A 21,237-nucleotide genomic window follows, 5' to 3' on the forward strand; every position below is an offset into this window, starting at 1 on the left:
CTACTCGTCCGGGACCGAAGGGAGGGGTCCCCGTGACAGCCACGACAACCCCGCCAGGCGTCCAGGCGAGGCCCACCGCGGCGTACGAAGCGTCCATGACCGCGTCCGCAACCCCAGCGACGGAGGAGCAGCAGGAACTCAGCCACGAGGACCTCGTCCGCTACCTGGAGGACCGTTTCGCCTGTGCGCAGGCCTGCGACGACTGCGCACGCGTATGCCTCGTGCGCGCGGGCCCGGGCGAGCCGGGTGAGGCACCCCGCCTCAACACCGCCTGCGCGGACGTCTGCGAGGCGACGTCCCGCGTCCTGGCCGAACAGAGCGACCAGGACGAGCAACGCGTCCGCATGCAGGTCGAGTGGTGCCGGGCGGTCTGCCTCCAGTGCGCTTCGCTCTGCGACCTGCACTCCGCATCGGCTGCCTGGGCGGAAGCCTGCCGCCGCTGCGCGAAGGCGTGTGACGCTTTCCTGACGACGCTGGGCTGACGCCCGGGCGAAAGCTACCCGCAACCGACCGGCGCGGGCCGGGAACCAGAAGTGATTCCGGTCCGACCACTGTTCCAGAGTCCCCACGCGGTGACGCGCACCCACGCACTGGAACGAGGTAGCAGCCCCATGAACTGGTACGAGGACGACGATTTCTGGTCGGACTTCGCCGAGACCATGTTCTCCGAGCGCAGGCGCGCGGAGGTGGCGGCCCTCGTCGACGGAGCGCCGCTGCTCCGTTTCCCGGCCGGGAGCCGGGTCCTCGACCTGTGCTGCGGACCCGGCCTGTACCTCGTACCGCTGGCCCGCGCCGGCGGCACGGTCACCGGGGTCGACCTCAGCCCCGCCATGCTGAAGCGTGCCGACGCCGCGTGCGAGGCGGCGGGCGTCGACGTCCGGCTGGTACGAGGGGACATGCTGACGCACGTCGAGCCGGAGACGTACGACGTGGTGCTCAACCTCTTCACCTCGTTCGGCTACTTCGACGACCCGCAGGACAACGAGCGCGTGCTGCGCAACGCCCACGACTCGCTCGTGCCGGGCGGACGGCTGCTCATCGACGTGATGGGCAAGGAGGTCCTCGCGGGCTGGATCGGCCGGCCTCAGGTCGTCGACCTCGACGCAGGCGCGTACGTGCTGCAGCGCGACACCGTCCTGGACAGCTGGACCCGGCTGCGCACCGACTGGACGCTGGTCAGGGACGGGGAGGCGCGCGAGGCGTCGATCACCTCCTTCCTCTACAGCGCGGCCGAGCTGAGCGCGCTCTTCGAGGCGACCGGCTTCACCGACGTGCGCTGTTACGGCGACTTCGACGGCGGCCCGTACGACCACCACTCGAAGCGGCTGATCGTGACCGGCACCCGTCCGGAACCCTCCTCGCACACGCGGGAAATCTGACGCGTCCGCGGGAACTCTGACGCACCCGCGGCCGACTACTGCTCTGCGGGCGGCAATCAGCACGGCCCGCGTTTCTACGTGTGCACGCCTGCGCCGCACGTCAACGCGCAGGTGAACGAGGGGACTCCATGACCGAGGCGACATCCGCGACGCCGCCCGCGAGCCGCGCCGCCCGCCCGCGGGGCGCACCACGCCAGGACTCCGATGAGCAACCGGCCGGGCGCGGCAGGCTGTTGACCACGCTGGTGGCGCTCTCCGCGACGCTCGTGGTCTCCGTCCTGGCCGGTATCGCGCTGGGACCGACCGTCGTACCGCTCGGCGATGTCGTGCACTTCCTCACCGCGGCACTCACCGGGGGCAGCATCGACGCGGACGACGCGTCGGGGTACGCCATCGTCTGGCACGTGCGCACACCACGGGTCCTGCTCGCCGCGGTCGTCGGCGCCGGGCTCTCCGTCGTGGGCGTCGCCATCCAGGCGCTGGTGCGCAACGCCCTCGCGGATCCGTTCGTGCTCGGCATCTCGTCCGGCGCCTCGGTGGGGGCGACCGCCGTCGTCGTGTTCGGGATCTTCGCGGGTCTCGGGGTCTACGCCCTCTCGGCCGCCGCCTTCCTCGGCGCTCTCGGCGCGACCGTGCTGGTGTATCTGGCCGCGCGCGGACCGCTCGGACTGACGCCGCTGCGGCTGGTGCTGACCGGGGTGGCGCTGGCGTACGGCTTCCAGGCGCTCATGAGCGTGCTGGTGTTCCTCGCGCCGAACGGGCAGGCCGCGCGGACCGTGCTGTTCTGGCTGCTCGGCAGTCTCGGCTCCGCGACCTGGGAGTCCCTGCCCCTGGTGACGGCGGCGGTGCTGGTCGCGGTCGTCGTACTGCTGCGGCACAGCCGGTCGCTCGACGTCCTGTCGCTCGGCGACGAGACCGCGGCCAGTCTGGGCGTGGACGCGGACGCGGTGCGCCGCGGCCTCTTCGTGCTCACGGCGGCCGTCACCGGACTCATCGTCGCGGTCAGCGGCGCGATCGGCTTCGTCGGCCTGGTCCTGCCGCACGTGGTGCGGATCTGGGTCGGCTCCACGCACCGGCGCGTCCTCGCCGTCGCGCCGCTGGCCGGCGCCTGCTTCATGGTGTGGGTCGACCTCGTGGCCCGTACCGCCTTCGCCCCCGAGGAACTGCCGCTCGGGGTGATCACCGCGCTGATCGGCGTGCCGGTGTTCGTCGTCCTGATGCGCCGCCGCGGCTATCTCTTCGGAGGCCGGTAGATGGTTCTCTCCCTCCGCGACCTGACCGTCGAGGCAGCCGGACGTGCCCTAGTCGACCGGCTCAGCCTCGACGTGACCGCCGGTTCGATCGTCGGACTCGTCGGCCCCAACGGCAGCGGCAAGTCGACCGCGCTGCGCTGCGTCTACCGCGCGCTGAGGCCGACGTCCGGGGCCGTACTGCTCGACGGCACCGACCTGACGTCGCTGAAACTGCGCGACAGCGCCCGCTCCGTCGCCGCGCTGACCCAGGAGAGCCACACCGAACTCGACTTCACCGTCGAGGAAGTGGTCGCCCTGGGCCGCGCCCCGCACGCGCGGGGCAACCACGCCCTGACCGCCCGCGAACGGGAGCTGTGCGGTGCGGCGATGGACCGCCTCGACGTCGCCCACCTCGCCGACCGCAGCGTCCTCAGCCTCTCCGGCGGCGAGCGTCAACGCGTACTCGTGGCACGCGCCCTCGCGCAGGAGCCCCGCCTCCTGGTCCTCGACGAGCCCACCAACCACCTCGACGTACGCCACCAGGTGGAGCTGCTGTCCTTCCTGCGCGGCTCGGGACTGACCGTGCTCACGGCCCTGCACGACCTGAACCTGGCCGCGCAGGTCTGCGACCGGATCGCCGTGCTCGGTGCGGGCTGCCTGGTCGCCACCGGTCACCCGGCCGAGGTGCTCACCCCCGAGCTGGTGCGCAAGGTGTTCGGCGTCGACGCGGTCGTCGTACCGCACCCGCGTACGGGCCTCCCGCAACTCCTCTACGACCTCGCCCCGTCCCCGGCCGGCATGGCAACTCCGGCCGGCATCCCCGCCCCCACGCCTGCTTCCCCGTCCCCGGAAGGACCCCACTCGTGACCCGACCACCGTTCCCCCGAGCCCTCGCCGCCGGGCTGCTGGCCACCGGGCTCCTGCTGACCGGCTGCGGCGCCGAGGTCGAATCGGCGGCGGGCAGCAAGCCCGGCACCGGCAAGGGAACCGACACCGTCACCGTCTCCAACTGCGGCAAGGACATCACGTACACGCGCCCCGAACGCGCGATCGCCTACGACGTGAGCGGCGCGGAGAAGATGTTCGCCCTCGGCCTCGCGGACCGCATGCGCGGCTACGTCATGAACAAGCTCGGCGACCCGTCCATCAAGGGCTCGCCCTGGCGCGAGAAGTACGCCGAGGTCGACCGCCTCGGCAACGAACGCATCACCCGCGAGATCGTCGTCGACGCGAAGGCCGACTGGGTCCTCGCGGGCTGGAACTCCGGCTTCAGCGAGGAACGCGGCATCACCCCCGCCCTGCTGGACAAGGTCGGCGTCGCCAGCTACCTGCACACCGAGACCTGCTGGGACTACGGCAACAAGAGCGTCGACACCTCGCCGCTCCAGGCGCTCTACACGGATCTGGACAACCTCGGGAAGATCTTCGGCGTACGGAAGCGGGCCGACGAGCTGGTCGGCGACCTCAAGGAGCGGATCGCCGCGCTGAAGAAGACGTGGCCCGCGAAGGGCGACCCGGCCAAGGTGTTCGTCTACGACTCCGGTACCGACCAGCCGTTCACGGCGGGCCGGCACGCCGCGCCCGACGACATCATCACCGCGGCCGGGGGCACCAACGTCTTCGGGGACCTCGACAAGGGGTGGACGACGGTGGGCTGGGAGCCGGTCATCAAGGCGAAGCCCGAGGTCATCGTGATCGTCGACTACGCCGACCAGCCCGCGAAGGACAAGATCGCCTACCTCAAGAAGCTGCCGAGCCTGAAGTCCGTACCGGCGGTGAAGAACAACCGCTTCCACGTCATGTCGTACGGCGATGTCGTCAGCGGCCCCCGCAACGTCGCGGGAGCCGAGGACCTGGGCCGCTACCTGCGTTCGGTCGGGCGGTGACGGCGACCGTGACCCCCACGCACACCGACGCCGCCCCGCTCGACGCGCCCCTCTCCGCGCACGAGCCCGGGACCGCCCCGGTCCACGACCACATCACCGACGCGATAAAGGCCCCCGACCTGCTGCGGCTGTCCGACAACGTCGTCCTCGCCCGCTTCGAGACCCTCAAGGTCTACGCCGCGCTCGGCGCGGTCCGCACCCTGCTGGAACGCGGAACCGTGCAACCGGGCCAGACCCTCGTCGACAGCTCCAGCGGCATCTACGCACTCGCCCTGGCCATGGCCTGCCACCGCTACGGGCTGCACTGCCACATCGTCGCCTCCACCACGGTCGACGCCACGATGCGCGCCCAACTCGAGGTGCTCGGCGCCACCGTGGACCAGATGCCGCCCTCGCAGGACCTGCGGCTCGACCAGGAGGGCAGGGTCCGGCGCGTCCGTCGGCTGCTGGCCGAGCGGCCCGGCATGCACTGGATGCGGCAGTACCACGACGCCGTCCACTACACCGGCTACCGGGAGTTCGCCGCCCTCGTCGACGGCGCGCTGCCCGGCGTACCGCTGACCGTGGTCGGGGCCGTGGGCACCGGGTCGTCGAGCGGCGGCCTCGTCGAGGCGCTGCGCGGGCGCGACCGCGACGTTCGCCTGCTGGGCGTGCAGCCCTTCGGCAGCGTCACCTTCGGCAGCGAGGGGTTCAGCGACCCGGAGGCGATCATCGCGGGGATCGGCAGCTCCATCCCCTTCGACAACGTCCGTCACGACCTGTACGACACCCTCCACTGGCTCGACTTCCGGCACGCCATGGCGGGTGCGGTGGGACTGCTGCGCGACCACGCCGTCTTCGCCGGCCTGTCGACCGGTGCGGCCCACCTGGTCGCGGGCTGGGAGGCCGCGCGTGACCCCGAGCGCACCCACCTGGTCATCGGCGCCGACACCGGACACCGCTACACCGACCGCGTCTTCGCCCGCCACCGCGAGGCGCTCGACCCGCGCACGCTGAAACCGCACCAGATCACCGACCTCGCGGACCTGACACCGCCCTGGTCGGCGATGGAGTGGAACCGGCGGCGGTACGAGGTACGCAGCGGGGGAGCCGTACCCGCGCCGACGAAGGCCCGGCTCGTACGGGAGACAGATCCGCTCACGCTGTCGAGCGACCCGCTCGGAGCACCGGCCCAGGAGGACCAGGCACCGTGACCATCGCCGCACTCGAAGCACTCACCTTCGGCCTGGGCCGCCTCGTCGAGGCGGCGGGCAACGCCGGGCACCGCCTGTGCCTGCTCACCGGCGACCGCGACGTCTACCGTCACGAACTCGCCCACCTCGCTCCCGGCGCACTCGACATCGTCGACGTCGACACCCACGACGCCGGAGCCTGCGCGGCCGCCCTGTCGGCCGTGCCCGACCTGAGCGGGCTCATCAACTCGACCGACACCTGGAGCGTGCCCGGCGCCGACCTCGCCGCCAAGTTCGGCCTGCCCGGACCCGACCCGAGCGCGGTCCGACGCCTGCGCGACAAGAGCCGGGTGCGCGCGCTCCTCCACGAGCGGGGCCTGAGCGGAAGCCGCGCCCTGGCCGTCCCCCCGGACATCCCCTCGACCACCACCATCGCCGTGGCCGCCGCCGAGATCCTCCGCGAGGTCGGCCTGCCCGCCGTCCTGAAGGACTCCGCGGGCACGTCCTCCCGCAACGTATGGCCGGTGCGCGACGAGCGGCACCTGCACACCGCGCTCACCGAAGCGTCCGAACGCCCCCTCAACGGGCGGCTGTTCGCCGAGCGCTTCTTCTCGGGGCCGGTCTACAGCGCGGAGACCCTCGGCTGGGCGGGCGAGACGAAGCTGCTCGGAGTCCTGAGCCGCCAGATGTCACCCGAGCCGTCCGTCCGCGAGGAGGCCGCGGCGTTCCCCGTGGCCTTCCCTCTGCCCGAACTCGGCCGCATCGAGGACTGGGCGGGACGCGTGCTGGCAGCCGCGGGCCACGACAGCGGCTTCGCGCACGTCGAGTTCGTCCTCACCGCGGACGGCCCGGAGCTGGTGGAGATCAACCGCCGCATCGGCGGCGCCCTCGTGGGCGAGGCCCTGTGCCGTGCCCTGGGCACCAACGTCTACGACGCCATGGTCGACACGGCGCTCGGCCGTCGCCCCGCACTGCTGGACACGGTGACGACCGGGTCTGCCCCCGGCCCGGCCACGGCCTTCGTACTCGTCTACCCCGACCGCCCCGGCACTCTCACCGGCTGGACCGGTCTCGACGGCCTGCCGGCGTTCCCCGGCTCGCCCGAGTGGTACCCCACCGCCGTCCCGGGGCGGCGCGTGGAGCACCTGAGCGACCAGCGCGGATGCACGGGAATCGTGCTGGCCGAGGCCGAAACCGCCGAACTGGCCCTGCACAGGGCGCTCAGCGCGGCCGGCAGCGTACGGCCGACCGTCGTGGGCGACGACAGGCCGGCCGTCATGGCCGACGACGACCGAGAATGACCCAACCACCCCACCTTCCGGTACCGACACGGATATCGACCCGCCTCGCACCCTTCACCCGGTTCACCGGCCCCCAGTACTTCCTCCTCACCGGCTCGTTCCTCATACCCCTGGGCAGCTTCGCCGTGCTGCCCTTCATGTCGGTCCTGCTGCACGAACGGCTGGGCATGCGACTCGGCACCGTCGGCGTGGTGCTGGCCGTCGCCTCGTTCGTACAGTTCGCGGGCGGTGTCGTCGGAGCGGCCCTCGCCGAACGCATCGGCCTGCGGCGCACCATGGTGCTGGCCCTGGTGATCCGCACGGCGGGCTTCACCGCGTTCCTGCCGGGGCTGAGCAGGCCGACGTGGGCGGTCGCCGCGCTGTTCCTCGTCTCCGTCGGGGCCGCGCTCTATCTGCCCGCCAACAAGGCGTACCTGGTCACGGGGGTGGGGGAGGAGCGGCGCGCCCCGCTCCTGTCCGCGAGCAGCTCGGCGCTCAACGCGGGCATCGCGCTGGGCCCCATCGCGGCCGCGCCCTTCGTGCTCACGGCGTCGGCCGGGCTCTTCACCGTGGTCGCCGTACTGTTCGGCCTGATCACGGCGGGCCACGCGCTGCTGCCGCAGACGATCCCGGGGGCGCCCCCGCAAGCGGCCCCGACACCCTCCGAAGCCGAAGCCGGAACTGGAGCCGAAGCCGGAACCGGGACCGAAGCCGAAGCCGGAACTGGAGCCGAAGCCGGAGCCGGAGCCGGAACGGAAGCCGGAGCCGGAGCCGGAACGGAAGCCGAAGCTGGAGCCGACCGCCCGGGCCCCGCCCCGCCGCCCCTCCTCCCCTTCGCGATCACCGTACTGAGCGTGTACGTCTTCATGTTCTTCCAGCACTACCTCGCGCTCTACGCGGTGGGCAGGACGTCGACGTACTTCTACGGCCTGGTCCTCGCCCTCTACGCCCTTCTCCTCGTGGTCACCCAGCCTCTCCTGGCGGACTGGATAGCCCACCTGCCCTACCCGCGCGCCCTGCGCATCGGCTTCACCACGCTGGCCGCGGGCATGACCGCACTGGCCCTCGGCCACCCCGCCGCCATCCTCGGCGGGGCGCTGCTCATCTGTGTCGGTGAGATCGTCCTGTTCCTGAAGAACGACCTCGAAGCGCTGTCGCGGTCCACCCGCTCGCCCGCGGTCGTCTTCGGCCGGCAACGCCTGGCGGCCGGAATCGGCGCGTTCGCCAGCGGCATCGTAGGGGGAGAGTGCTACGCGTGGGCCGAACGCACCGACCACGCGGGCCTGTTCTGGCTGGTTGTCGCGGCGCAGTGCGCGCTGCTGCCACCGCTGTTGCTCCGTGCCCTGCGCAGGCCCCGTACCTCCCGTAGCCGGCGCGGCCCACCCATTCCCTATTTCTGCAACGGGTTCTACTCTGTGCGCCGTCAGGTCCGGGACCGAGCGGGCCGGGCGTCGAGCCGGTAGAGCCTGGAGGGGCAGTGCACCTCGAATACACGCCTGAGCAGCAGCAGTTGCGCACCGAGCTGCGCGCGTACTTCGCCGAGCTGGTACCGGACAACGTCTACTCGCGGTACGGCGAACCCGCCGCCCAGAAGCGGTTCTACCGGGAGACCGTCCGCCGCCTGGGGTCGGACGGGTGGCTGGGGGTCGGCTGGCCCGAGGAGTACGGCGGGCACGGGCTGTCGCCCATGGAGCAGTTCATCTTCTTCGACGAGGCGGCGCAGGCGGGCGTACCGCTGCCGCTGATGGCGCTGAACACCGTAGGGCCGACGATCATGCAGTTCGGCACGGACGAGCAGAAGGCCTACTTCCTGCCGCGGATCCTCTCCGGCGAACTCGACTTCGCCATCGGCTACAGCGAACCCGACGCCGGCACGGACCTCGCCGCGCTGAAGACGAAGGCGGTGCGGGAGGGCGACGAGGAGACCGGCTTCTACACGGTCAACGGACAGAAGATCTGGACCACCAACGGCGACACGGCGGACTGGGTCTGGCTGGCGGTCCGTACGGCCACACCCGAAGAGGGCGTCCCGCTCCACAAGGGCATCACCATGCTCCTGGTCCCCACGAGTGACCCGGGCTACTCCTGCACCCTCATCAACACCCTGGCTTCGCACGACACGACCGCCAGCTACTACGAGAACGTCCGCGTCCCCGTCTCCCGCCGCGTCGGCGAGGAGAACAAGGGCTGGCGCCTGATCACGAACCAGCTCAACCACGAACGCGTCACGCTCGCCGCGCACGGCACCATGGCGATCCGCGCCCTCCACAACGTCCAACGCTGGGCGATGGACACCAAACTGGCCGACGGCCGCCGCGTCATCGACCTCAACTGGGTCCGCGGGCGCCTGGCGAGGACCCACGCGCGGCTCGACGCGATGAAGCTCCTCAACTGGCAGATGGTGAACGCCGTCCAGGAAGGCACCCTCACTCCACAGGACGCCTCCGCGGTGAAGGTCTACGGCTCGGAAGCACGCCGCGACGCGTACGCCTGGCTGATGGAGGTCGTCGCCTCGGCCGGCGCGCTGAAGGAGGGCTCGTCGGGCGCGGTCCTCCATGGCGAACTCGAACGCGGCTACCGCTCGGCGGTCATCTTCACGTTCGGCGGCGGCAACAACGAGATCCAGCGCGAGATCATCTCCTGGATCGGCCTGGGAATGCCGCGCGTGCGCCGCTGAGAGCCCCAACAGGGGTACGTGCACGCCCGGTTGAGTACGCTGCGGACGCGGGATGCGGACCGCGGCGGATCACCGTGCGCCTGTGCCGGCTGGGCGCGGACACCTGTAGAAGGGACTTTGACGTGCGCGCAAGGGGCATCAACTACGACACCGGGTTCCTCCCGGGCTTGGATCTGTCCCGCAAGGACTTCACCCCTGAAACGGTCCGTGACGACATGACGGTGATCGCCGGGGAACTCCACTGCGATGCCGTTCGTATCTCCGGACGAGAGCCGGAACGGCTGAGCATCGCCGCCCGGTACGCCGCGGACGCCGGCCTCGAAGTCTGGTTCGCCCCTTTCCCCGTGGACCACCCCCGCGACCAACTGCTCCCGTACTTCGCCGACTGCGCCGCCCGGGCCGAGGCCGTACGGGAGGCCGGCGCCGATGTCGTGTTCGTCGCCGGCTGCGAGATCAGCGCGTTCTGCGGCGGTTTCCTGCCGGGCGAGACCTACGGCGACCGCCTGCGGACCATGGCCGACGCCGACATGGAGTGGTGGTCCTCCCTCGGGCCGGTGCAGGAACGCGTCAACGGCTTCCTCTCCCGGGCCGCCGGGACCGTCCGTCGGCACTTTGGCGGGCGGGTGACCTATGCCTCGGCCCCCTGGGAGGCCGTCGACTGGGGCCCGTTCGACATTGTCGGCGTCGACGCCTACCGGGCCGCCTACAACGCCGACAGCTTCCGCGACGAGCTGCGCGCGCATCTGAGCCACGGCAAGCCCGTCGCGGTGACCGAGTACGGAACCTGCGCGTACCGGGGCGCGGGTGAACGCGGCGGCATGGCGTGGCAGGTGCCGCGTGGCGCGATCCCGGACGAGGACGAGCAGGTGCGCTACCTCACCGAACTGCTGGACGTCTTCGAGGAGGAGGGCGTGGACACCGCGCTCTGGTTCACCTTCGCCGGTTACTCCAGGCCCGGGAAGCGCGACCTTGGCTCCTACGGTGTCGTGCGGGTGCTGGACGAGAGGCGCTGGGAACCGAAGAAGGTGTTCCACACGATGGCGGCCCGGAACAGGAAGAGGGACAGGAGCAAGAACAGGAACCGCTGAGGGGCGGGTTCAGTCCCGTCGTGGCTCGCCTGCGTAGGGGAACAACGGTGCTCAGGACGCGTCGTGTCCGGGTGCCACGGCCTCCAACTCGTCGACGCTGCCGGACATGACCGTGCGCAGGTGCTCGGTGAGGTGCGGCAGGGGCCAGTCCCACCAGGCCACCGCGAGGAGGCGGTCGATGTCGGTGTCGTTGTAGCGGCGGCGCAGCAGCCGTGCGGGGTTGCCGCCGACGATTCCGTAGTCGGGGACGTCGTCGACGACGACGGAGCCGGAGGCGATGATCGCTCCGTGGCCGATGCGGACGCCGGGCATCACGGTGGTCCGGTAGCCGAACCAGACGTCGTTGCCCACCGTGGTGTCGCCCCGCCCCGGCAGGCCGGTGATGAGGTCGAAGTGGTCCGCCCAGGACGCGCCCATGATGGGGAAGGGGAACGTGGAGGGGCCGTCCATACGGTGGTTGGCGCCGTTCATGATGAACCGCACGCCCTCGCCGAGCGCGCAGAACTTTCCGATGACCAGCTTCTCGGGCCCGTAGTGGTACAGGACGTTGCGGGTCTCGAACGCGGTCGGGTCCTCGGGATCGTCGTAGTACGTGAAGTCCCCGACCTCGATCAGGGGCGAGGTCACCAGCGGTTTGAGCAGCACGACACGGGGCTGCTCGGGCATCGGGTGCACCTGGGTGGGGTCGGCGGGAACGGGTGGCATCTGTGATGGCTTCCTTTTCGGCGAGGGCGGACGTCGGGGAGGGGTGCACATCAGGAGAGAGCGGACGTCCGGTGGTTCGGGCGTGGCGGGTGTGACAAGTGTGACGGGTGTACCGGGCGCGTCGGGCGTGACGGGCGAGCGTGGGCGAGTTTGGTGCGTCGGACGTGCCAAGCGTGCCGGACGTACCGGGTGAGTTGGGCGAGTTGGATGCGTACGCGCAGGCAGAGCAAGCAGAGCAAGATGGTCCACGCTCCTCACTTTGAAACGGCACGTGTCGTGCCGCACGGAAAGAACAGCGCATGACAGCGCACCCCGTCAAGTACGGCACGTGCCGTGCCGTCCCGTTAAGGTGGTCCCATGACCGACTCCCACCGCGGCGCCGCCCGCACCGAAGCCATCATGCGGACCACGCTGGAGCTGGGTCAGGAGATCGGCTACGCGAAGCTCAGCATCGAAGCGATCGCTGCGCGGGCCGGGGCGGGAAAGCACACCATCTACCGCAGATGGCCCTCCAAAGGTGCCCTGCTCCTCGATTCCCTGCTCTCTCTGCACCGGTCCAGCCTGGACTTCTCCGACACGGGTGACATCGTCGCCGACCTGCGCACGCAGATGCACGCGGCCCTCGACCTGCTGGGCAACCCGCCCTTCGGCCCGCTGTACCAAGCCCTGGTCGGCGAGGCCCAGGGCGATCCCCAGGTCGCCGCCGCGCTCAACGAGCGCTTCATCACCCCGCAGGCCGACCTGACCGTCGCCCGGTTGAGGACGGCACGGGATCAGGGTCAGCTGTCGCCCGACTTCGACCTGGACCTGGCCATGGCGATCCTCTCCGGCCCGCTCTACTTCCAGTTCCTGATCACCCAGGAGCCACTGACCCACGCGTATGCCGACCGGATCCTCGACGCGCTCTTCGCCGGTATGGGCAAGTCCTCGTGAAGGGACACCGTGCGCGCCTGAAAGCTTTCGGGGTGGGCGGGAACAACCGCTCCGGCCGCTGCTGTTGATCGACCGGGGACCAGAGCCGGAGCCTTCGGGATCGTGGTGAAACCCCGCACACCGTGGTGCCCTCACCGCACCCTCGGATCGAACCTTGTCCACTTCCTGCTGGAGGACTGTTTCATGGCTGACCGGCCCTTGACGCTCATGGCGGTACACGCCCACCCCGACGACGAGGCCACCGGAACCGGAGGAGTCCTCGCGCGATACGCGGCCGACGGCATCCGTACGGTTCTCGTGACCTGTACCGACGGCGCTTGCGGCGACGGGCCGGGGGGTGTCAAGCCGGGCGACCCCGGTCACGATCCCGCGGCCGTCGCCGCGATGCGTCGGCAGGAGCTCGTGGCGAGCTGCGAAGCCTTGAAGATCAGTGATCTGGAGATGTTGGACTACGCCGACTCCGGAATGATGGGCTGGTCCAGCAACGACGCCCCCGGATCCTTCTGGCGGACCCCCGTCGAGGAAGGCGCCGCCCGGCTCGCGGACCTCATGCGCCACTACCGGCCCGACGTGGTCGTCACCTACGACGAGAACGGCTTCTACGGCCACCCCGACCACATCCAGGCCCACCGCATCACCATGGCGGCGCTCGAGATGACCGGCCTGACGCCGAAGGTCTACTGGACGACGATGCCCCGCTCGTCGATGCAGCGGTTCGGGGAGATCATGCGTGAGTTCGGCGAGGACATGCCGGAGCCGGATCCCGCCGAGGCCGCCGCGCTGGCCGAGATCGGTCTGCCCGACGACGAGATCACCACGTGGGTGGACACCACCCCGTTCAGCGGTCAGAAGTTCGACGCGCTGGCCGCCCACGCCAGTCAGGGCGAGAACATCTTCTTCCTCAAGATGGGCAAGGAGAGGTTCGGCGAGCTGATGGGCATGGAGACCTTCGTCCGCGTCAAGGACGCGACGGGCGCCCCCGTTCCCGAGAGCGATCTCTTCGCCGGACTGCGCTGATCAGGACGTCCCCAGCACCCTGACGCAGGGTGCCGCCCTGCTGCCCGACAGAAGCGGTGCGGAAAGTGTCGGGCGGCCGGGGTCGGCGTCGCCGCACGCTGAGGGCATGGACGACACGACCTTGGTATCCCGGTTTCTTCGCGACGGTTTCGTGAAGGTGGAGGGTGCCGTAGCGCCGCGCGTGGCCGCGGACTGCGCGCGGCTGCTGTGGCGGGAGACGGGCTGCGACCCGGACGACCCGACGACGTGGACGCAACCCGTGCACTGGGTGGGCGGCATGGCGCAGGGCCCGTTCGCCGCCGCGCCCAACTCACCGTTTCTGCAGCACGCGTACGACCTGCTCGTCGGCGCGGGACGCTGGGAGCCGCGCTACTCCCTGGGTACGTTCCCACTCCGATTCCCTCATCAGGACGAGCCGGACGACGCGGGCTGGCACATCGAGGGGAGTTATCTGCCCGAGGGCGAGAGCTGGTACTTCACGAATCTGCGCTCCCGGGGCCGGGCGCTGCTGATGCTGTTCCTGTTCAGCGAGGTCGGTGAGGAGGACGCCCCGACCCGGATCCGGGTCGGCTCACACCTCGACGTACCGAAGGTGCTGGAGAAGTACGGGGAGGACGGGGCCAACGGGCTGACGCTCGCACCCGATGTGGTGGCGGCGTCCGACCACCGGCCCCTCGCCCTCGCCACGGGGGCCCCGGGCGATGTCTTCCTGTGCCACCCGTTCCTGGTGCACGCGGCGCAACCGCACCACGGCACGCGGCCCCGCTTCATGGCCCAGCCACCGCTGCTGCCCACGGCACCGTACGAACTGGAGCGGGCCGACGGCGCGTACTCACCGGTGGAGATCGCGATTCGCCGGGGGCTTGGACGGGACGCTCCCGGCCCGGACGGGACCGGTCACGATTCGTCCCGCGGTTCCGTGCGGTAGTCGAAGTACGCCCACGCGGAGATCGCCACGACCGCCACCGCACCCATCACCACAGCCTGCACGGCAGTCGGGGTGCCGCGTGTGAGGAAGCCGGCCAGGCCCGTCGCCAACGCGCCCACCAGCATCACCGTGCGACTGGCCAGGTACTGCTGTGGAGCGGCGCCGGCGCTGCCGTCCCGCTCCACGAACAGCCCTCTCGCCGCCGCCTTCGCCGGCTGGTTCGCACCCCGGCGCCGCTTCGCCCGGTACTCGAGGCCGAAGCCGACCGCCAGATAGAGCACGAAGATCCCGATCAACAGAGCCCAGTCGCCCGGCCCGTCCATGCTGCTCCCGCGCGCCATCACCGTGGCCGAGACAGCGAGACTCATCACAGCACCCCGTTCATGCGTAGCGGACAGGCCCCCTCGGCCCGACCTGCACAGGCCTTTCAACTACCCCGCATCTGCGGCTTGTTGCATCGCTCCATCGCTCGGCGGGCGGCCAGGTAGCCGGCGACCTTGAACGCCAATGCGTGAGAGCCGAAGTCCACTTCGATCTCCGCGAATTGCGGCGCGCAGTTCTCCTTCTGTGCCGCACGCGGACGCCACGTATCGGATACGGCGGAAAACGGGGCGGCGTCGACGTCACGCCGGAACGCTACCTCGGTCAGCACGCCGCACAGCCGGAGCGCCTGGCCATTCTTGAGGGGACGTGGCCACACTTGGCGGTCAGGCTGTCACCCGTCAGGAGTTGGTCGCACCATGCCGGAGCGCACACACGCGCGTACGTCCATACCCGCACCCGACCCCGCATCCGCCCCTGACCCCGGGCTCTTCGGGCCGGCGTCCGTGACCTGGCAGGCGCACGCCGACCCGATGATGTGGGTCGCCGGGATCAGAGCCCTCTACCTCCAGGCCCTGCATCCCCGCGCGGTCCGCGGCGTGATGGAGAACTCCGACTTCCGCAGGGACGCCTGGGGCCGTCTCATGCGTACCGCCGGCTTCGTGGGCACGACCACCTACGGAACGACCGAGGCGGCCGAGAAGGCCGGCGCCCGGGTGCGGAAGATCCACACCATGCTCGGGGCCACCGACCCCGAGACGGGGGAGCGGTACGGCGTCGACGAACCGGAGCTGCTGCTGTGGGTGCACTGCGCGGAGATCGACTCCTACCTCCACGTCGTACGCCGCTCGGGATTCCGTCTCACCGACGCGCTGGCCGACCGGTACGTCGACGAGCACCGGCGGAGCGCCCGCCTCGTGGGCCTCGACCCGGCGGACGTACCGGCGTCGACGGGTGAACTCGCCGCGTACTTCGAGGAGGTGCGGCCGCGGCTCGCCGCCGGGTCCGACGCGCGCGCCGTCGACGACTTCCTGCAGCGCCCGCCGACGCACGCCCTGCTCGTCCCGGCGCGCGAACTGCTGTGGCGGCGTGTGGCGAACCTGGCCTACGCCTCGCTGCCGCCGTACGCCCACGAGCTGTACGGCAGAGCGGCCCCGCCGTCCCTCACGGTGACCCGCCGCCTCGTCCTCACCGGCACCGTCCTGCGCGCCGTTCCCAACCGTGTGCGCTGGCAACTCCCGCCCAAGCACATCCTGCGCGCCATGGCGAGGCTCGGCCCCGGCAGCCGCCCGGCCCCGTACAAACTCGACAGAGGGGACGCCATACTGGACGGGGCGGGGAGGGCGCGGCGAGGCAACGGGGGCGACAACACGAGATGGCGGACACCAGGCTGATCCAGAGCCGCTACCGGCTCCTGGATCTGATCGGGCGCGGCGGCATGGGCGAGGTCTGGCGGGCCCGCGACGAGTCGCTGGGCCGTCAGGTCGCGGTCAAATGCCTCAAGCCGATGGGGCCCCAGCACGACCAGGCGTTCACGCGCGTGCTGCGCGAGCGCTTCCGGCGGGAGGCGCGCGTCGCGGCCGCGCTCCAGCACCGTGGCGTCACCGTCGTCCATGACTTCGGCGAGTACGACGGTGTCCTGTACCTGGTGATGGAACTCCTCGACGGGCGCAACCTCAGCCAGCTCATGGAGGACAACAAACAGCACCCCTTGCCCGTCGAGGACGTCGTGGAGATCGCCGACCAGGTCGCGGGCGCCCTCGCCTACACCCATGAACAGGGCATCGTGCACCGCGACCTGAAGCCCGCGAACATCATGCGGCTCGCCGACGGCACGGTGAAGATCTGCGACTTCGGCATCGCCCGCCTCGGCGCCGACATCGGCTTCACCTCGCGCCTGACCGGCACGGGCATCGCGATGGGCACCCCGCACTACATGTCGCCCGAGCAGATCAGCGGCGACTCCGTCGACCAGCGCAGCGACCTCTACTCCTTCGGGTGCGTGCTGTACGAGATCGCCACCGGAGCCCCGCCGTTCGACATGGAGGACGCCTGGGCCGTCCTGGTCGGACACCGCGACACGACGCCCGAGCCGCCCCGCAGACACCGCGACGAACTGCCCGCGTACTTCGACCGCATCGTCCTCGACCTGCTCGCCAAGGAACCCACGGGCCGGCCGCACGACGCGCGGGAGCTGGGCCGCCGCATCGCCGCGGGACGCACCTCGATCACGTACGTCCCCACTGTCGCGACGCCACCCGTCCGCCGCGCCGATCCACTGGCCTCCCACGAGCCGCGCCTGCCCTCCTGGACCCGGGGCATGACCACGGGGCACAAGGCGGGCGGCGCGTCCGTGCTGCGCACCACCCCGCCCGACGCGGCCGCGGGCCTGACCGGCGAGTGGATCCCGCGGGTCGACGCGCGTCGCGCCGCGGACCCCCGGCCCACCGAGCGACCCACACCCCCGCCCGAACTGGTCGCCACCCTCACCAACCGCCACAACGCCGGACTGAGCCTCGGCCGGCTCGGCCGCTGGGCGGAGGCGGGCGAGGTGCACCGCTCGGTCGCCGCCGAACGCGAGCACGCCCTCGGCCCCGACCACCCCGACACCCTCGCCAGCCGGTACGAGGTCGGCTTCACGCTCAGTCGCACCGGCCGCGCCTCCGACGCCCTGCGCGAGTACAGCCTCGTCGCGCAGGGCCGGGAGCGCACGCTCGGCCCCGAACACCCGGACACGCTCGCCGCACGCCAGGAGACGGCGTACGTACTGGGCCGGCTCGGACGGCACTTCGAGGCCCACCAGACGTACACCTCGGTGCTCGCCGTCCGCGAGCGCACGTCGGGCCCCGACCACCCGGACACACTGCGCTGCCGCCACAACCTCGCGTACAACCTGAGCCGCCTCGGACGCCTGGAGGACTCCTACCAGCTCGCCGAGGAAGTGGCGGAGGCACGGGCGCGGGTCCTCGGCCCAGCCCATCCGGACACGCTCGTGACGCGCTACGAAGTCGCGTACGCGCTGGGTCAGTTGGGCCGCTGGCCGGAGGCCCTCCAAACCTACCGGGAGGTCGCCGACGCCCGCGTGCGGGCACTCGGCCCCGACCACCCCGACACGCTCACCGCCCGCTACGAGGTCGGCATCAGCCTGGGCCGGCTCGGCCGCAGCGGCGAGGCCCTGGACCTGTACCGCCACCTCATCGACGACCGCATCCGCGTCAACGGCCCCGCCGACCCCGAAACGCTCCGGGCCCGCCACGGACTCGGCGTCAACCTCGGGCGCCTCGGCCGCTGGGAGGAGGCGCTCGCGGAGGCCCGCGACGTGTGCGCCGTCCGCGAACGGGTGCTGGGCCCCGACCACCCCGACACCCTCGTCAGCCGCCGCGAGGTCGCCGTCGGCCTCGGCTGGCTCGGCCGCTGGACCGACGCGCTCACGGAGTACCGCAGGGTGGCCACGTCCCGCGAACAGGTCCTGGGCCCCGACCACCCCGACACCCTCGCCAGCCACAACGACGAGGCCCACTGCCTGGAACAGCTGGGGCGGGGCGCGGAGGCGGTCGAGGTGTACCGGCGGGTGGCGGTGGCGCGGCAGAGGGGGATCGGCGGGGGGCGGTGAGGAGGGCGGAGGCCCTTCATGGCCACGTATGGGGCGACATTGTGCCTTTCCTCATGGTCACGTGGGGGGCGACACTGTGGATCAGGGCGGGCCGGGTCACGGTGCCGCCGTACCGACGGGGACTGGAGAACGCGTGATCGTCATAGTTTCTGTACTGGTCGTTGCCGCGGCAGCGACAGGCGCGTGCTGGCTCGTGCTGCGGCGCCGAGGGGGCTCGGGGGAGCGCGGCGCGTTGGAGCGCGGGGCGGCAGAGCAGGGATTCGCGCAGGGTCTGAGCGCGTCGAACGCCAGGAGTCAGAACACCGGGGGGCCCGCGGTCTGAGTACCGGGGGCCGGATTCTGGATCGCGGGGGCACGTCGAGCCCCCGCGATCACTCTGACGCTGTGCGTCGAATTGAGGCAGCGGGCGCACGACATGGCCGTGCTCATATTTCCTCTGAATAAGCGCTGCGGGGGATTCGTTATGGGGCCGTCACTCAATTCTGGGCAACCTGAAGAGAAGCTTCCAGATCTTCACGTTTTCATCACAAGTGCTGTCGCGTAGGGGTGTGAAAGCGGCACCTTTGACCACGCCTAATGCCCGGCTTGGCGCCATCTTGATCCATATGTCGCACTGGACATGTGAACACTCTGTGGATTTGAATGGCTGTATTCACAAGCTGACGTACCGCTAAAAGCCGCACGCCGCGCGACACGCAAGTGGTGAAAACAGGCCTTGCGCGGCGCCCATTCCGCGCAGGGCGGATGGCGCACGCCCTTGACCACGGTGGCTGCGCGGGGGGAGCAATCCGTGAAGATCGCGTTTCTGATCAACAACGCCTACGGCATCGGGGGGACGATCCGCGCCACCGTCAATCTGTCCCGTGCCCTGGCCGACCGGCACGACGTCGAGGTCGTGAGCGTCCACCAGGTCACCGACAAGCCGGAACTCGCCTTCGACGAACGGGTGACGCTGACCCCGCTGATCGACATGCGCACGGAAAGCCCCACCTACGAAGGCGACCACCCGCTCACCGCCCAGCCGTGCACGATGTTCCCGGACACCGGCGCCGCCGTGAACTCCACACGCCTGCTCCACTCCGCCTTGCACGATGAACGCATCGGAGCATGGCTGCGCGGGACCGACGCGGACGTCGTGATCGCCACCCGCCCCGACCTCAACGGCTACCTCGCCCGCGACGGCCAGAGCCGTTACCTGCGCATCGGTCAGGAACACCTGAGCCTGGGCGCCCACAACCCCGCGTTACGCGCGCACCAGAACAAGGCGGTCGCCCGACTGGACGCCTTCGTGACCGTGTCCGGCGCCGACGCCGCACAGTACCGCCGCGCGTTACCGGACGTACCGACCCGCATCCTCTGCATACCCAACAGCGTCCCCCAGCCCGCTGTCGAACCCTCCGACCTGCGCTCGAACGTCATCATCGCCGCAGGCCGACTCATCGCCGTCAAACGCTACGACCGGCTCATCGACGCCTTCGCGAAGGTCGCGGCCCACCACCCCACCTGGTCGCTGCGCCTCTACGGGCGAGGACCCGAACGCCCCGAGCTGCGCCGCCGGATCGACGAACTCGGCCTGTACGACCGCGTACTGCTCATGGGCCCGGTCTCCCCGATCGAGACCGAGTGGGCGAAAGGCGCCATCGCCGCCGTCTCCTCCGACCTGGAGTCCTTCGGCATGACCATCGTCGAGGCCATGCACTGCGGCGTCCCCGTGATCTCCACCGACTGCCCCCACGGGCCCGCGGAGATCATCGATGAGACGAACGGAGTCCTCGTCCCCCTGGACACCGGCGTGGACGGGTACGCGGCAGCACTCGACCGCCTGATGGCCGACGCGTTCCTCCGTGAGCTCCTCGGCGCCGCGGGCCGAAGACGCGCGCAGGACTACGAACCGTCCGCCCTCGCCCTGCGCTACGAGACCCTGTTCCAAGAACTCTCGGCCCTGCCCCGCAAGCACTCGACCAAGACCGCACACCGCGGCACATGGTGGTCCAAGCTGCGGTCCGCGCTACCGACCGGACCCGGCACACACGAGGAACCGCCGGCACCCGCATCCGCCCCCGATCCGCCGGCCGCCCCTCAACCGACCACCCACCCCGTCGCCTGCGCCCGGATCGCGAAGGACCGCAGCATCACCGTCCGCTTCGACGCGGCGTCGCTACCACCCGGCCCCCTCGACTTCCTGGCCCGCCTGCGCCGCGACCCCAAGGGCCGACACATCCGGATCCCCTTACCGGCCGCTCCCGACACCCACCTCACCCTCGATCCGACCGAGCACGAACTGCCGGAGGGCCGCTGGGACTGTTACGTCGAGGGCCGCGGCACAGCGGTGAAGCGGACACGGCTCGTCTGCGCCCTGGCGGAACGGGCACGCGGCGTCGGCTCCGCACCCGCACTCGTCGACGGCAACGTGACGGCCGCGCTCCCCTACACCACAGCCGACGGCTACCTGGCCCTGCGCACCTGGCGGCGCCCCGCGCACGCCGAGGTCACCAGCATCACGATCGGCGACGCCCACGCCACGGTCACCGCCCGCCTCTTCGCGGCCGGCCTCCCGCGCCCCCTGCACGACGCCTCGGTGATCGCCGTCTCCCGCCAGGGCGATACCTACGACTTCACGGTCCCCGCCGTCCCCGCGCCCCTCAACGACACCCCGGCGACGCCATCAACGAGGGAGCCGTCGAGCTTCTCGTTCACACTGCCCTACTCCCGGGCGCTCACCCGCCGAAGCAGCGCCCACGACGTATGGGACCTACGCCTCTACGTGGGCCACGCCAGCCCGCCCGTCACCATCGGCCGGATCGGAGGCGACATCGTCGACCGCAAGAAGACCGACGTCGCCCCGGCCGTCCACCTGACGCACGGCACACGCGGCGAAACACGCGCCAAACCCTTCTTCACGGTCACCAACGACTTGGCACTGAGCTTGCGGGACGCGGACGCCGACCTCCGGTGAGTCCGTCCTCCGCCCCGGACCCAAGGCAATTGGACCGCGGACCGTGACCG

19 protein-coding genes are annotated in these 21,237 nt (G+C 70.8%); 16 read left to right on the forward strand and 3 right to left on the reverse strand.

What is annotated here, in order from left to right; genetic code table 11:
• Window positions 1–95: 95 nt before the first annotated feature.
• The 10 genes from AC07DO_RS31430 to AC07DO_RS31475 all read left to right on the forward strand — a co-directional run bounded on the left by AC07DO_RS31430 (window position 96) and on the right by AC07DO_RS31475 (window position 10,714).
• Window positions 96–482 (forward strand): four-helix bundle copper-binding protein, encoded by a 387-nt coding sequence (locus AC07DO_RS31430; protein ID WP_479064361.1) that lies wholly within the window; start codon window positions 96–98, stop codon window positions 480–482.
• 129 nt (window positions 483–611) lie between these two features.
• The gene (locus AC07DO_RS31435; protein ID WP_479064363.1) at window positions 612–1,379 is read left to right on the forward strand and encodes a class I SAM-dependent methyltransferase; all 768 of its coding nucleotides are present in this window, start codon (window positions 612–614) and stop codon (window positions 1,377–1,379) included.
• A 128-nt stretch (window positions 1,380–1,507) separates the two neighbouring features.
• Entirely contained in the window at window positions 1,508–2,632 is a 1,125-nt protein-coding gene (locus tag AC07DO_RS31440) for a FecCD family ABC transporter permease (protein WP_479064365.1), read from the forward strand.
• Window positions 2,633–3,478 carry an ABC transporter ATP-binding protein gene (locus AC07DO_RS31445; protein ID WP_479064367.1) on the forward strand — a complete coding sequence of 282 codons (846 nt, stop codon included), beginning with the start codon at window positions 2,633–2,635 and terminating at the stop codon, window positions 3,476–3,478.
• Window positions 3,475–4,497 (forward strand): ABC transporter substrate-binding protein, encoded by a 1,023-nt coding sequence (locus AC07DO_RS31450; protein ID WP_479064369.1) that lies wholly within the window; start codon window positions 3,475–3,477, stop codon window positions 4,495–4,497. The genes AC07DO_RS31445 and AC07DO_RS31450 overlap by 4 nt, the downstream gene beginning before the upstream one ends.
• On the forward strand, window positions 4,494–5,690 hold the full coding sequence (locus tag AC07DO_RS31455; protein WP_479064371.1) for a pyridoxal-phosphate dependent enzyme: 1,197 nt from the start codon (window positions 4,494–4,496) through the stop codon (window positions 5,688–5,690). The genes AC07DO_RS31450 and AC07DO_RS31455 overlap by 4 nt, the downstream gene beginning before the upstream one ends.
• The gene (locus tag AC07DO_RS31460) at window positions 5,687–6,970 is read left to right on the forward strand and encodes an ATP-grasp domain-containing protein (protein ID WP_479064373.1); all 1,284 of its coding nucleotides are present in this window, start codon (window positions 5,687–5,689) and stop codon (window positions 6,968–6,970) included. Before AC07DO_RS31455 ends, AC07DO_RS31460 begins: the two co-directional genes overlap by 4 nt.
• Entirely contained in the window at window positions 6,967–8,412 is a 1,446-nt protein-coding gene (locus AC07DO_RS31465; RefSeq protein WP_479064375.1) for an MFS transporter, read from the forward strand. Before AC07DO_RS31460 ends, AC07DO_RS31465 begins: the two co-directional genes overlap by 4 nt.
• 14 nt (window positions 8,413–8,426) lie before the next feature.
• Window positions 8,427–9,626 carry an acyl-CoA dehydrogenase family protein gene (locus tag AC07DO_RS31470; RefSeq protein WP_479064377.1) on the forward strand — a complete coding sequence of 400 codons (1,200 nt, stop codon included), beginning with the start codon at window positions 8,427–8,429 and terminating at the stop codon, window positions 9,624–9,626.
• Between the two features lie 122 nt (window positions 9,627–9,748).
• Window positions 9,749–10,714: a hypothetical protein gene (locus AC07DO_RS31475; protein ID WP_479064379.1), complete on the forward strand. Its 966-nt coding sequence runs from the start codon at window positions 9,749–9,751 to the stop codon at window positions 10,712–10,714.
• Between the two features lie 51 nt (window positions 10,715–10,765).
• Here the strand turns inward: AC07DO_RS31475 and AC07DO_RS31480 are convergent, their stop codons facing one another.
• Complete coding sequence (locus AC07DO_RS31480) at window positions 10,766–11,419, reverse strand: CatB-related O-acetyltransferase (protein ID WP_479064380.1); 654 nt, start codon at window positions 11,417–11,419, stop codon at window positions 10,766–10,768.
• Window positions 11,420–11,776: 357 nt separating this feature from the next.
• Between AC07DO_RS31480 and AC07DO_RS31485 the strand changes: the two genes are divergently transcribed.
• From AC07DO_RS31485 to AC07DO_RS31495, 3 genes are all read left to right on the forward strand, one after another.
• Window positions 11,777–12,352, forward strand: coding sequence for a TetR/AcrR family transcriptional regulator (locus AC07DO_RS31485; protein WP_479064382.1), 576 nt, complete (start codon window positions 11,777–11,779; stop codon window positions 12,350–12,352).
• Between the two features lie 183 nt (window positions 12,353–12,535).
• Complete coding sequence (locus tag AC07DO_RS31490; RefSeq protein ID WP_479064384.1) at window positions 12,536–13,369, forward strand: PIG-L family deacetylase; 834 nt, start codon at window positions 12,536–12,538, stop codon at window positions 13,367–13,369.
• A gap of 106 nt (window positions 13,370–13,475) precedes the next feature.
• On the forward strand, window positions 13,476–14,297 hold the full coding sequence (locus AC07DO_RS31495) for a phytanoyl-CoA dioxygenase family protein (RefSeq protein WP_479064386.1): 822 nt from the start codon (window positions 13,476–13,478) through the stop codon (window positions 14,295–14,297).
• Here AC07DO_RS31495 and AC07DO_RS31500 read toward each other — a convergent pair.
• Window positions 14,267–14,665 carry a hypothetical protein gene (locus tag AC07DO_RS31500; protein WP_479064388.1) on the reverse strand — a complete coding sequence of 133 codons (399 nt, stop codon included), beginning with the start codon at window positions 14,663–14,665 and terminating at the stop codon, window positions 14,267–14,269. The genes AC07DO_RS31495 and AC07DO_RS31500 overlap by 31 nt on opposite strands.
• A gap of 59 nt (window positions 14,666–14,724) precedes the next feature.
• On the reverse strand, window positions 14,725–14,949 hold the full coding sequence (locus tag AC07DO_RS31505; RefSeq protein ID WP_479064390.1) for a hypothetical protein: 225 nt from the start codon (window positions 14,947–14,949) through the stop codon (window positions 14,725–14,727).
• 88 nt (window positions 14,950–15,037) lie between these two features.
• On the opposite strand from AC07DO_RS31505, the gene AC07DO_RS31510 reads away from it, so the two are divergent.
• The 3 genes from AC07DO_RS31510 to AC07DO_RS31520 all read left to right on the forward strand — a co-directional run bounded on the left by AC07DO_RS31510 (window position 15,038) and on the right by AC07DO_RS31520 (window position 21,187).
• Window positions 15,038–16,012, forward strand: a complete 975-nt coding sequence (locus AC07DO_RS31510) for an oxygenase MpaB family protein (RefSeq protein WP_479064392.1) — start codon at window positions 15,038–15,040, stop codon at window positions 16,010–16,012.
• On the forward strand, window positions 15,994–18,231 hold the full coding sequence (locus AC07DO_RS31515) for a serine/threonine-protein kinase (RefSeq protein WP_479064394.1): 2,238 nt from the start codon (window positions 15,994–15,996) through the stop codon (window positions 18,229–18,231). Before AC07DO_RS31510 ends, AC07DO_RS31515 begins: the two co-directional genes overlap by 19 nt.
• 790 nt (window positions 18,232–19,021) lie before the next feature.
• Complete coding sequence (locus AC07DO_RS31520) at window positions 19,022–21,187, forward strand: glycosyltransferase (RefSeq protein ID WP_479064396.1); 2,166 nt, start codon at window positions 19,022–19,024, stop codon at window positions 21,185–21,187.
• Window positions 21,188–21,237: the final 50 nt, after the last annotated feature.

Source organism: Streptomyces sp. NPDC045678 (genome assembly GCF_056432085.1).

Bases quoted from the DNA above. Each gene is read 5' to 3' on its own strand.
- AC07DO_RS31480 (WP_479064380.1), bottom strand. From the start codon at position 11,419: ATGCCACCCGTTCCCGCCGACCCCACCCAGGTGCACCCGATGCCCGAG.
- AC07DO_RS31465 (WP_479064375.1), top strand. From the start codon at position 6,967: ATGACCCAACCACCCCACCTTCCGGTACCGACACGGATATCGACCCGC.
- AC07DO_RS31510 (WP_479064392.1), top strand. From the start codon at position 15,038: ATGCCGGAGCGCACACACGCGCGTACGTCCATACCCGCACCCGACCCC.
- AC07DO_RS31500 (WP_479064388.1), bottom strand. From the start codon at position 14,665: ATGAGTCTCGCTGTCTCGGCCACGGTGATGGCGCGCGGGAGCAGCATG.
- AC07DO_RS31490 (WP_479064384.1), top strand. From the start codon at position 12,536: ATGGCTGACCGGCCCTTGACGCTCATGGCGGTACACGCCCACCCCGAC.
- AC07DO_RS31430 (WP_479064361.1), top strand. From the start codon at position 96: ATGACCGCGTCCGCAACCCCAGCGACGGAGGAGCAGCAGGAACTCAGC.
- AC07DO_RS31445 (WP_479064367.1), top strand. From the start codon at position 2,633: ATGGTTCTCTCCCTCCGCGACCTGACCGTCGAGGCAGCCGGACGTGCC.
- AC07DO_RS31435 (WP_479064363.1), top strand. From the start codon at position 612: ATGAACTGGTACGAGGACGACGATTTCTGGTCGGACTTCGCCGAGACC.
- AC07DO_RS31515 (WP_479064394.1), top strand. From the start codon at position 15,994: ATGGCGGACACCAGGCTGATCCAGAGCCGCTACCGGCTCCTGGATCTG.
- AC07DO_RS31495 (WP_479064386.1), top strand. From the start codon at position 13,476: ATGGACGACACGACCTTGGTATCCCGGTTTCTTCGCGACGGTTTCGTG.
- AC07DO_RS31440 (WP_479064365.1), top strand. From the start codon at position 1,508: ATGACCGAGGCGACATCCGCGACGCCGCCCGCGAGCCGCGCCGCCCGC.
- AC07DO_RS31485 (WP_479064382.1), top strand. From the start codon at position 11,777: ATGACCGACTCCCACCGCGGCGCCGCCCGCACCGAAGCCATCATGCGG.